This window comes from Streptococcus merionis DSM 19192 (assembly GCF_000380085.1).
GTDB lineage: Bacteria > Bacillota > Bacilli > Lactobacillales > Streptococcaceae > Streptococcus > Streptococcus merionis.
Map to the genome: position 1 here is coordinate 43,967 of NZ_KB904555.1, position 12,545 is coordinate 56,511.

The window sequence follows — 12,545 nt, forward strand, 5'->3', positions numbered from 1 at the left end:
GTTATTGTAAACGTTTTCTAAAAATGATAGCCTATTACTAGATACGTATCAACAAAATAACAAAAGGAGAGGTTATGAACACTCGAATGAACGAAGTAATGCAAAAATTTTCCAGATCAGTCATTGTTCCTGTCAAGTTTATGGCTGTTATGGGTTTATTTTTAGCAGTAGGGGTTATTCTGCAACTTCAATTTATGCCTAGTTTTCTTCAAACATTAGGCTCATTGATAAAAACGATGATGGATAGCATGTTAAATAATCTATCGTTGATTTTTTGTATAGGGATTGCGTCTTCTTTGGCTAATAAAAAGAAAGTTGAGGCCTCTTTAATAGCTCTCATCACTTTCCTATTTTTTCTAGCAGCGAACAATGCTTGGTTGACCTTGACAAATCAGTTGGCAGCTACAGGTGAAGTTGGGTTATTTGGGACTGGGCAAGGAATGGTATTGGGCTTTCAAGTGGTTGATATGAATGTTTTTTTAGGAATGATCATAGGCTGTCTTGTTGCTTGGTTTCATAACAAATTCTCGGACAAGGAATTTATCGATTTATTTAGTATTTATGGTGGTTCGCGCTTTACTTTTATGCTCCTTATCCCTGTGACCCTAGTTTTAGCAATCGCAATGTGTTATATTTGGCCAGTCATCAATCAGGGCATTTCATCATTATCTGGTTTTATTTTAACAACTGGTTTGATAGGGGTGTTTGTTTACGCATTTGGGAATCGTTTCTTGATTCCAACTGGACTTCACCATTTGTTATGGATGCCGTTTTGCTTTACAGCGCTTGGAGGAACTGCTGAAATCAATGGAAAAATGTACAGCGGAGCAGTTAATATCTTTTATGCGGAACTAGCAAACTCAGGTTCTATAGTGTCATTAGATCATTCGTTGAGGTTTGCGACCTTTGGGTTTGTAAAAATATTTGGTTCAATTGCTATTGCAGCAGCAATTATCTATTGTGCTAAAAAAGAAAAGAGAGAAGAAGTCAAAGGAATGGTTTTACCATCAACGTTTGTTGCAATGGCGGCAGGTATTACAGAGCCTTTAGATTTTATATTTCTATTTACGTCACCTCTTCTATGGTTTGTTCATAGTTTGCTAACAGCTATTTCAGAGACAATTCTATGGGCTATCGGTGCTAGAACTTATATGCTTTATGGATTGATTGATACCCTTGTATCAAATGCACCATTTAGTCCTAATATCACTAAATTTTACCTAGTGATTGCTGTTGGAAGCATTATGATGATTGTTTGGTTTGTGGTGTTTGTTTTTTTAATTAAAAAATTAGACATCAAAACCCCTGGTAGAGAGAATACTATAGAATCTATTTCAGAGAAAATAGATTTAGTGCCAGAAAAGGTGAAGGATGATGCTATCCTAGTTATTAAAGGCTTGGGCGGTGCAGAGAATATTGAACAAGTCACGAATTGTTTTACACGTCTTCGCGTTACTGTAAAAGATGACATGAGAGTGGATGATAGTATATTGCAGAAAGTTTCTCAACAAAAAGGTGTCGTGAAAAATGGCAAAAATATTCAGGTTATTATTGGTATGGGAGTTCAGACATTTAAAGAAGAAGTTTGTGCTGCCTTAGGAATAACAGAGTAAGAAAGGATATTATAATGGTAAGAGAAAAACAATCAGTGGTTATTGCAGGTGGGGGAAGTACATATACAGCAGGAATTGTGATGATGTTAATCAATAATCAAGATAGGTTTCCTTTAAGGAAATTAAAACTGTATGATAATGATAAGAGTCGTCAAGATATTGTAGCAAAGGCCTGTGAGGTAATCATACAAGAGCGTGCTCCGGAAATAGAATTTGCTGCAACAACAGACCCAGAAGAAGCCTTTTCAGATGTTGATTTTGTCATGGCACACATCAGAGTAGGTGGGTTAAAAATGCGTGAAAAGGATGAAAAAATTCCTTTGAAACATGGAGTTGTAGGTCAAGAAACGTGTGGACCAGGTGGTATTGCTTATGGTATGAGGTCTATAAAGGGAGTTATTGAATTGGTTGACTACATGGAAAAATACTCCCCTAATGCTTGGATGCTCAATTATTCAAATCCTGCTGCGATAGTGGCTGAAGCTACACGTCGGATGCGACCAGAATCAAAAATTATTAATATTTGTGATATGCCTGTTGCTATAAAAAAATCAATTGCAGACATTTTAGGTTTGAAAGACGAGAATGAGATTGTTGATCGTTACTATGGCTTGAATCATTTTGGATGGTGGACAGAGATGCGTGATAAAGAAGGTAATGATTTAATGCCCATCTTACGCGATCATGTCCGAAAATATGGTTACACAGCAGTTGTAGATGAGAATAATCCTTTATTAGAAGAGGCAAGTTGGAAAGATACGTTCCTGAAAGTTAGGGATGTTCAGGGAGTTGATCAGGCGACAATGCCAAATACTTATCTGAAATACTATCTTTATCCTGACTATGTTGTTGCGCATTCTAACCCAGATTATACTCGTGCAAATGAAGTCATGGATCATCGTGAGAAAATTGTTTTTGCAGAGTGTAGACGAATTGCAGCTAATCAGACTGCGGTTGATACAAGCATTGAAGCAGGAGAACATGCAGAATTTATCGTTCAATTAGCTGGTGCACTAGCTTATAACACCTATGAGAGAATGCTCCTCATTGTTAAAAATGAGGGCGCGATAGCCAATATCAGTGAGGATGCAATGGTTGAGGTTCCTTGTATTGTCAGCAAACGCGGTTACGAACCATTGTGTATGGGCAAAATTCCGCATTTCCAAAAAGGGATGATTGAACAGCAAGTCGCTGTTGAAAAATTGGTGGTAGATGCTTATCAACAACAATCTTATGAAAAACTGTGGCAGGCGATTAGCTTATCAAAGACCGTTCCATCAGCTACTGTGGCAAAACAAATTTTAGATGAGCTTATTGAAGCAAATAAAGAATACTGGCCTACTTTAGTTTAGTGGTTATTTATATCAAAATGTGGTATAAATAATTAGTAACAAAAATATGTGAAGATAGGATGGACTTCTATATGCGTTTCACAGATATAGTCAATGAACATTATAATGAACTAAATTCATCAGAGTTATTGATGTGTAACTATATTATAGAAAATACCGCAGCTATACCTAAAATGGGGGTAGTGGAATTTGCTAAACGAAGTCTGTCCTCAAAATCTTCAGTTATTCGTTTTTCACAGAAATTAGGTTTTACTGGTTTTACAGAATTAAAAAACTTTATAAAATGGCAGGATCAGGAAGAGGTGCTAGTTGAACAGCTGACCTTTAAAGAGCAGGTGACAAAGGATATTCACTCCTTACTAGAAATTATAGGAAAAAGCGACTGGTCTCCTATTTATCAAAGGCTAGATACTATTGATAATATTTATGTTATTACGACAGGAGTGACTCAGAAAAATCAAGCAGCAGAATTGCAACGATTATTTCTCTTGATCGGAAAGCCCTTGCAGATCGTGCCAGGAGATGGAAATTCGAATGAATTTCGACGAATCATTGAGCATTTGACAGACAAAGATATTGTATTTGTATTATCCTTGTCTGGTGAAAATAATAATTTGGAATCAATCGTTAGGCGCTTAAAATTGGTAAAAAGTAATATCGTCTCGATCACTAGTTTGCAAAATAATTGGTTATCAGGAAAATCGGACTTTAATCTTTATGCGACAACCAGTCGTAGTCCTCTACCCAGAAATTGGTGGCTACAAACAACGTCTTCGTTCTTTGTATTGATAGAAGCCTTTACTTTTGGTTATGTGGATTATAAAAAGCAAATTAAATAAATTATTCATCATACGGACTGATTATCACTTGTGGTAGATAAAGGGATAGGTATGGGAGAAGATGAAATCCTAGAGACTCTAGTTTCTAAGGCCTTTTCTTTTAGAATCTGTATTCATGGCTCAATATTTTGATTCAAGGGGACATTTTTTCGCTATTCATCATTCGTTTTTTGAACATATAGTCCGATTCCTCCAAAGAGCGTAACTATCGAAAAACAATCTCAGGAGCAAAGGATCCCGCTTGCGAATGCAAATTCTTAGAAGTACCTCTTCATTCATTTGTCGTAGTGCACCGCCCCTCGGCGGTGTTTTTTGCTGTCTAAATTTGGTATAATGGGCGTAAGAATTACGGGAAGTGAATAGTAGTGCTTGTGATGGACAAGCTGGAGGAGAATACTTGCTATGAAGTTGATTTACACAGATATTAGTCAGGATTTGACAGAAATGTTGGTGGGAGAGGCTGTGGAGCTGGCGGCGTCTGGTCGTCGGGTTTTCTATATTGCACCTAATTCCTTGTCTTTTGAAAAGGAACGGCAGGTCTTGGAGCTCTTGCCTCAGCAGGCGTCTTTTGAGATTTTGGTCACTCGCTTTGGTCAGATGGTTCGCTATGTGACCTTAAACGAGATAGAGGAGCAGACACCCATTGATGATACGGGGCTCAGCATGCTCTTTTATCGAGCGCTCAGCAGTTTACCTGAGGACGCTCTGCGAGTCTATGGTCGGCTCAAGCAGAATATGGACTTTATCCAGCAGTTGGTGGCGCTTTATCAAGAGTTACAGTCTTCTCAGGTGAGCATAGCAGAGCTGACAGGATTAGATTCGGCAGATAAACAGGCTGATTTGCAGGTCATTTTTCATCAGTTTTATGAGCTTTTAGCCCAGGAAAATTACCAGTCTCAGTCCAAAACCCAGCAGTTAACACAGGAAATTATAGCTGGTCATCTGGCGGCTGATTTGGCGAGTATGGCTTTGGTTATCGATGGCTTTACGCGTTTTTCAGTAGAGGAAGAGCATTTGGTTAAGGCTTTAGAAGCGCGAGGGGTGCCGATTGTGATAGGGACTTACGCCAGCCAAGAAGCCTATCAGGTTAGCTATGTCTCTGGCAATCTCTATCAAGCTGGGGTGGACTTTTTGCGTGAGCTGGCTCAGACCTATGCTGTCAAGCCTGAATTTCGCTTGCAAGGCCCAGAAAGAAAAACCGATGCTCTGGTACGCATTTCCAAGAAATTCGCAGCTTATTATGATTTTAGCGTGAATGAGACGGTGTTGACAGAAGCGGATAAGGAGCGCGTGAGCATCTGGGAGGTCATCAGTCAGAAAGAAGAAGTGGTTCATGTGGCTAAAGCCATTCGGCGTCATCTCCATGAGGGTTATCGATACAAAGATATCCTTGTTCTCTTGGGAGATGTGGACAGCTATCGCCTTCAGATCGGCAAGATTTTTGACCAGTATGAAATTCCTTACTATCTGGGCAAGGCTGAACCTATGAGTCAGCACCCATTGGTCAATTTGGTGGATAGCTTGTTGCGGATTAAGCGCTACCACTATCAGGCAGATGATTTGATTAATCTGCTAAAAACGGGTCTTTACGGAGAATGGCGTCAGGAAGACTTGGACTATTTTGAGGTCTATGTTCGCTATGCTAAAATCAAGGGATTGTCACGACTGTCTAAGCCCTTTAAGGCTGATCAGAATGGGAAATTTGATTTGAAAAAGCTCAACCAGTTACGGGCTAAAATTGTGCAGCCACTAGCTGAGTTTTTGCAGGTACCAGATCAGTCAGGACAAGCTTTTTTGGACTCTTTCAGTCAATTTTTAGCGGCTGTTCAGATTCCGCAGAATTTAGCTCGTCTGGCTATGGCTGGCTCACAAGAGGACCGTGAGCAGGCGGAGCAGGTCTGGCAGAGTTTTACAGGGATTTTAGAGCAGTTTGCAACGATTTTTGGTCAGGAAAGACTTAGCGTAGAAGACAGTCTCAGCCTGATTCGAGCAGGCATGCTGAGTGCTAACTTTAGGACAGTACCAGCTACAGTAGATGTGGTCAATGTTAAATCCTACGATCTTATCACGCCACGGGCCAATAAGCTGGTCTTTGCTATCGGTTTGGCTCAGGGAAATTTTCCAAAACTCAGCAAAAATACTAGCCTGATTTCTGATGAGGAAAGGCTAGCTATCAATGAAGCAGCTGGTGAGACCGTTTTTGAAGTTCCTAGTCGGGAGCAAGGCAAGCGAAATCATTTCACAGCCCTATCTCTACTAAATGCCGCAACTGACCATCTGGTTTTGTCAACGCCTCAACTTTTCAAGGAAAATGAAGAGCAGATGTCACCGTATCTGAGCCAGTTGCTGTTTATGGGGTTACCTAAGCAAGACAAAGGACGAGCTAGTCTGGAAGCTAGTAGTGCTGATGTTGGCAACTACAAGGGGCTTCTGTCTCAGGTCATCGAACTTAATCGAGCTGATCTGTCAGATATGGAGGAGAAGCTGAGTGAGACAGATCAGACTTTTTGGGCGGTCGCTGTCCGCTATCTGCGTAAGAAGCTAGCTGGTTCTGGTATTAGCTGGCCAGATCAAGGAGCAACACCGACTCTTGCGACTCGGCCTCTGGCCAAAGAGACCTTGGATAAGCTCTATCCTGCTGACCAACCTCTACGTCTATCAGCGTCTAGTTTAACTGATTTTTACAATTCAGAATACAAGTATTTTCTCAGGCATATCCTGCACTTGGAAGAGGTTCAATCGATTGTGCCTGATGCTAGAGTTCACGGAAATTTCCTACACAAGGTTTTTGAAGAGGTCTTAGAGAACGATTCATCGGCTGATTTTGACCAAAAAGTCAGTCAGGCCTTGGCCAGAACTAGCCAGTTGGAAGCCTTTCGCGATGTTTATGGGGAGTCCAGTGAGACGGCTTATTCTTATCAGGTGTTGACAGCGATTGCTCAGGCGACAGCAACAGCCTTACGAGATGATAGCTTGGTGGCTACTGTCGGGGAGGAAAGTTCCTTTGAGAAAACGCTGCTCTTGCCGCAAGGCAAGCCACTAAACATCATCGGCAAGATAGACCGCATTGACCAATTAAAGACTAGTCAAGCTCTGGGGATTATCGATTATAAGTCCAGTGCTCAGTCCTTTAAGATTGGTGACTTTTACAATGGGCTCAGCCCGCAGCTGATGACCTATATCTTAGCCATGAAGGACAATCCGCACCTGAGTTTTGAGGAGAAGATCTTTGGGGCAATGTACCTGCACATGACGGATCCAGTGGTTCAGCTAAGCAAGGTCAAGGATTTAGATGAGATTCTAAAAGCCAGCAAGACGGAACTTCAATTCAAGGGGCTTTTTGAGGCTGAGGCTAGTCAAAGTTTGAGTAGTCAGTATGGAAAGACTGCTGCTACGACCTTTAATGTCAATGAGCTGGGAATCTTGCTGGATCACACGGAACAGCTCTATCAGCAGGCTGCCCAGAAGATTTTGCAGGGGCATTTTGCTATTAACCCTTACAGTCGCGATGGGCGCTCGGTAGCGGGCGACCAGTACAATAGCATCACCCACTTTGAGGCTGATTTGCATTTGGGACAGGCTCGCTTTTTGGCCAAGCTCGGTCGTAAAAAAGAAGACTGGCTGAATCAGATGTCAAGGAAAGGAGGTCAAGCCTAATATGCCATTTTCACCTTTTTTGAGTCCTGCGGAAATAGCAGAGCTCCAAATTCAGGAAGCCCAGTCTGATAAGACTCAAAAGCGCACGCCAGAGCAGATTGAGGCCATCTATACCCATGGACAAAATATCTTGGTTTCAGCTTCGGCAGGCTCTGGTAAAACCTTTGTCATGGTTGAGCGGATCATTGATAAAATCAAGCGTGGAATCAAGATTAGTCAGCTTTTTATTTCGACCTTTACGGTCAAGGCAGCTGGCGAGCTCAAGGAGCGGTTGGAAAAGAAATTGTCTACAGAGATTGCCATGACCACAGATCTCGACCTTCTACAACACCTGAGTCAGCAACTGGCGGATGTCCAGTCAGCTGATATTGGAACCATGGACGCTTTCACACAGAAATTGGTCAGCCAATACGGCTATCTGCTGGGAATTGCACCTCAGTTTCGGATTTTAACTGATAAGAGTGAGCAAGACCTGCTTAAACAGGAAGTCTTTAGCCAATTGTTTGAGACTTACTATGAGGGAGAATCGCGAGAAGACTTTGTCCGCCTAGTTCAGAATTTTTCAGGAACCAGCAAATCAACCAAGGCTTTTCAGCAGGTGGTCGATAAGATTTATAGCTTCACCCAGTCGACCAGTGACCCTGAGGGCTGGCTTGAAGACGTTTTTATGAAAGGTTACGAGACCTTCCAGACTGAGGCCGATTTGCCAGACCAGATAAAGGAGAGTCTTCTAGCAAAGATGCAGCAGACCGCTCAGAATCTGGAGGATTTGACCAATTTACCAGACTACAAGCAGGTGACTGCCAAGGGTGAGCCGACTGCTGCTTACAAGAAACATCAAGCTATTTTTACCCAGCTCTATGAGTGGAGTACAGGAGCGGAGTTTTACCCTAGCTTGTCAGATTTGGCTCAGAATGTTAGTCTTTTAATCCCATCAGGGACAGACGTAACCGTCAAAGGGGTCAAATACCCGATTTTCAAGAGTTTGCAGGCAGAGTTGACCCAATTACAGCATTTATCGACGATTTTGGAATACCAAGGACAGGCTCTGCCGATTTTGCAGCTGCTTCGGCGCTTCGTTCAGGACTTTTCTGAGGCTTATTTGGCCCGCAAGATTCAGGAGGGAACCTTTGAGTTTTCAGATATCAGCCATTTTGCTATTCGGATTTTAAGGGAATTTGACGAGGTCAGAGAGCTGTATCAGGAGCGTTACCACGAGGTTATGGTTGATGAGTATCAGGACAATAACCATACTCAGGAAGCTATGTTAGATCTCTTGTCCAATGGTCAGAATCGTTTCATGGTGGGGGACATCAAGCAGTCCATCTACCGTTTCCGGCAGGCGGATCCTCAAATTTTCAATCAGAAATTTAAGGAATACCAAGAAGACCCTAAAGCAGGCAAGCTAATCCTGCTCAAGGAAAATTTCCGAAGTCAGGGCGAGGTGTTAGAAGCGACCAATAGCCTGTTTAGTCATTTGATGGATGAGGAGATAGGTGATATTCGCTATGACAGCACTCACAGGCTGGTAGCAGGAAGTGACCGGCAAAAACTCGCTCAGCCTGCCAATGTGACTGAGTTTCTCATTTATGATACAGATAGCGAGACAGACTTGGAGTCTACTTCTGATGATATCAAAGCTAGCGAGGATGATGGATTGGCTGACCTAGGTTTCAAGGAGATTAACCTCGTCATTAAGGAGATTATCCGTCTCCACAATGACGAGCAGGTGCCTTTTGAGGATATAACTCTGCTAGTGCCATCTCGGACCCGTAACAATGGGATTTTAGCCGCCTTTGCTCAACAGGGTATCCCTCTGGTAGCAGATGGAGGGGAGCAGCACTACCTCAAATCCTTAGAGGTTCAGATCATGCTGGATACTTTGCGAACCACTAACAATCCGCTCAATGACTATGCTCTGGTCGCCCTTCTGCGCTCGCCCATGTTTGGTTTTGATGAGGATGAGTTGACTAGACTGGCTCTTCAAATCAGGCAGGAGCGAAACTCTGCCTACCTTTATGAGAAATTGCAGGTGGCGCTCGAAGCCACAGGCGAGGCGCCTGAACTGATTACGCCCGCTTTGAAGACTAAGATACAGGCCTTTGAAGCGACCTTACAGGACTGGCGCCAAGCAGCTAAACTCAGGAGCCTCTATGACCTCATCTGGCGAATTTATAACGACAAGTTTTACTATGACTATGTGGGCGCTCTGCCTAACGGTGAGCAGCGTCAGGCTAATCTTTACGCTCTAGCATTCAGAGCTGATCAGTTTGAGCGGACAGGTTTCAAGGGACTTTCTCGCTTTATTGGCATGATTGACAAGGTTTTAGATAGCGATAACGATCTGGCAGATGTTCCGGTCAGCTTGCCTAAAAAGGCTGTTCAGCTGATGACCATTCATAAGAGTAAGGGGTTGGAGTTTAAGTATGTCTTCCTGCTCAATATGGACAAGTCTTTCTTTAGCAACAAGCGTGAGCAGAGTTCTCCTCTGCTGATTAGCCGCCAAAATGGTGTTGGGATTAAACTCCTAGCTGACATGAAAGACCACTTTGGTGACAGAACTCCGCTTCCTCGCTTGCGCGTCTCTATGGAAACCTTGCCCTACCAAATGGCCAAAAAAGAAGAACACATCAGTGCTTTATCAGAAAGTATGCGGCTTCTCTATGTCGCCATGACACGTGCTGAGACCAAACTCTATCTGGTCGGAAAGGGCAGTCAGAAAAAATTAACAGAGCGCTATGATGGCAAGACTGAGCGAGGTCTTTTGCCAGTCAATGCCAGAGAGCAGTTAGATTCTTTCCAAGATTGGTTTTTAGCAGTAGCAGAAGCTTTCGGTAGCAAGGAAGACCTCCACTACCAAGTGACCTATGTAGGAGCAGAAGAACTAACCGCAGAGCAAATCGGTAGGCTGACGCTAACGCAAAACATTAATCCAGACCATCTAGCCCACAACCGCCAATCAGCAGACATCTCAGCCATGCTGGACCAGCTTGAAGAAGTTGAAAGGCTCAACCAGCACTACAAAGCTGCCTCCCAGCTTCCAACCGTACGTACGCCTAGTCAAGTGAAAACGTTCTACAAACCAGTCCTAGATGAGGAGGGGCTAGACATCATGGATCAGGTAGGAGCAGACCGAGAGGCTGAGTTGACCTTTGATCTGCCAACCTTTGGACAAAACGCTCCGATTACCAGCGCTGCGGTCGGCTCTGCCCTCCACGGCTTCATGCAGCGTCTGCCGCTGGCTCAAGACCTTAGTCTCAGTCAGCTCCAAGCCATCTTAGAAAACATGCATCTGCCAGACGATGTCAAAGCGCGTCTCGATTTGCAGAAGATATTGACCTTCTTTGAGACGGATCTCGGCAAGCTCTTACAGGCTCATGCGGCTCAAGTCAAACGGGAGGCGCCCTTTGCCATGCTAGTCCAAGACCCTGTCAGTCAAGAAGACTTTGTCGTTCGTGGGATTGTTGATGGGTATATAGTCTTGCAGGACCGCATCGTTCTCTTTGACTATAAGACTGACCGCTATCAAACCCCTCAGGTCATCGTCAACCGTTATCGTGACCAAATGGCTCTCTACGCTCAAGCCCTGACTCGTGCCTACGGCATCAGTCAGGTCGATCAGTACCTAATCTTGCTGGGTGGAGAAAAGCTCGAGGTTGTTAAGATTTAGAAGTTGTACTTACAACGAAATACTTTAACTCAATGGTTTTTGATACTTGCTTTGTCAGTTGTGTTCCCCGTCAAATCATCTACTGGGGAGATGACTGACTTGCCGCTATTTTCCAACGCTTTTTTAAACGGGCTTAATATTTTGGAATGGAATTCGGCCTAAAATCCTCGATTGAGTTTGGTATGACTGAGACCGTAGCCGTCTGGGTTTTCTTCGATTTCATCTGTGAAAACCCTAGTCGTCCTGGTCGGGGTGCGTCGCTGAAGCTGGGGCAAAGATAGAGCCTCGTTTCATTTATAGTTTGAACAGACTGACGCAGTAGTTGTCTGGTTTGTAAAATGCTGATAACTCAGTATTCTACAAACCTAGTCAACCTTGCGGGGGTGAGACGACGAAGTCAATTTTAATAAAATCACGACTTCTGTCTCACTCCCTGACTTACCGTCATTTTCTTGAAGGGCCTTGTATCTTGGAATTGAATTCGGCCTAAAATGCTCGATTGAGTTTGGTATGACTGAGACCGTAGCCGTCTGGGTTTTCTTCGATTTCATCTGTGAAAACCCTAGTCGTCCTGGTCGGGGTGCGTCGACGCCATCAAAGATGGCTGACTTACCGCCATTTTCCAACGCATTTTTTCACGGCCTCATATCTTAAAACTGAACACGGGCTAAAATGCTCGGTAAAATGCGTGAGTTCCCTTGAGTCTTTGGACTCATCGGTCACTCCCTTATTTTCCATCGCATTTCTACACGCCCTTTGTATCTTATTATTAGGAGAACAATATGAAATTGATTTTTTTACATGGTCTTGGTCAGCGCAAAGACAGCTGGGATAAGGTGATAGCAGAGTTGCCTGAACAGGATTGTTTGGCCTTAGATTTGTTTCCGAATGGTCAAATGCCAGATAACTTTGACCTCTTGCGACAGCAAGTTTTAGCAGTGTTAAATGTTCAGACAGAGTCCTTTGTTTTGGTCGGTCTTTCTCTTGGTGGAATGCTCGCTCTTAGCTTTATCAACGAAAAGTTGCCTTTGCTTAAAGGTCTCATCATTTCAGCTGGTCAGTACAAGTTGATGGGAAATCTATCTTATCGCTTGCAGGGTCTGGCTTTTAAGTGTTTGCCTGCTAGCTTTTTCAAAAAACAAGGACTGGATAAAGCGACTTTGATCAGCTTTTACCAGTCTATCTCAGACCTAGATATGACAGCAGCTTTAAAGGATTTTCAAAAACCAGTTTTAACCATCTGTGGAGAGAAGGATAAGATAAATCTGAAGACTTCTCGGACGATTGCGCAGTTAGCGCCACAGGGAGAATTTAGAATAGTACCTGAGGGCAATCACACCCTCAATAAGGATTTTCCAGTGGTGCTTTCTCAAGAAGTCCAAGCATTTATGGCACTTTTGAATCAATAAGGAGA

At 43.2% G+C, this 12,545-nt stretch carries 7 protein-coding genes; 6 read left to right on the forward strand and 1 reads right to left on the reverse strand.

All coding sequences use genetic code 11. From position 1 onward, the window contains the following. The first annotated feature begins 74 nt into the window (after positions 1-74). The 5 genes from A3I5_RS0107320 to addA all read left to right on the forward strand — a co-directional run bounded on the left by A3I5_RS0107320 (position 75) and on the right by addA (position 11,131). On the forward strand, positions 75-1,613 hold the full coding sequence (locus A3I5_RS0107320; protein WP_018373951.1) for a PTS transporter subunit EIIC: 1,539 nt from the start codon (positions 75-77) through the stop codon (positions 1,611-1,613). A 14-nt stretch (positions 1,614-1,627) separates the two neighbouring features. Continuing rightward, the gene (locus tag A3I5_RS0107325; RefSeq protein WP_018373952.1) at positions 1,628-2,965 is read left to right on the forward strand and encodes a 6-phospho-alpha-glucosidase; all 1,338 of its coding nucleotides are present in this window, start codon (positions 1,628-1,630) and stop codon (positions 2,963-2,965) included. Positions 2,966-3,036: 71 nt separating this feature from the next. Further along, complete coding sequence (locus tag A3I5_RS0107330; protein ID WP_018373953.1) at positions 3,037-3,804, forward strand: MurR/RpiR family transcriptional regulator; 768 nt, start codon at positions 3,037-3,039, stop codon at positions 3,802-3,804. A gap of 402 nt (positions 3,805-4,206) precedes the next feature. After that, on the forward strand, positions 4,207-7,461 hold the full coding sequence (gene rexB / locus A3I5_RS0107335; RefSeq protein ID WP_018373954.1) for an ATP-dependent nuclease subunit B: 3,255 nt from the start codon (positions 4,207-4,209) through the stop codon (positions 7,459-7,461). A gap of 1 nt (position 7,462) precedes the next feature. Beyond that, on the forward strand, positions 7,463-11,131 hold the full coding sequence (addA, locus tag A3I5_RS0107340; protein WP_018373955.1) for a helicase-exonuclease AddAB subunit AddA: 3,669 nt from the start codon (positions 7,463-7,465) through the stop codon (positions 11,129-11,131). Between the two features lie 365 nt (positions 11,132-11,496). Here the strand turns inward: addA and A3I5_RS12630 are convergent, their stop codons facing one another. After that, positions 11,497-11,682 carry a hypothetical protein gene (locus A3I5_RS12630; RefSeq protein WP_156809076.1) on the reverse strand — a complete coding sequence of 62 codons (186 nt, stop codon included), beginning with the start codon at positions 11,680-11,682 and terminating at the stop codon, positions 11,497-11,499. Positions 11,683-11,913: 231 nt separating this feature from the next. Here A3I5_RS12630 and A3I5_RS0107345 point away from each other — a divergent pair, with 231 nt between their 5' ends. Continuing rightward, the gene (locus A3I5_RS0107345) at positions 11,914-12,540 is read left to right on the forward strand and encodes an alpha/beta fold hydrolase (protein ID WP_018373956.1); all 627 of its coding nucleotides are present in this window, start codon (positions 11,914-11,916) and stop codon (positions 12,538-12,540) included. The last annotated feature ends 5 nt before the right edge of the window (positions 12,541-12,545 follow it).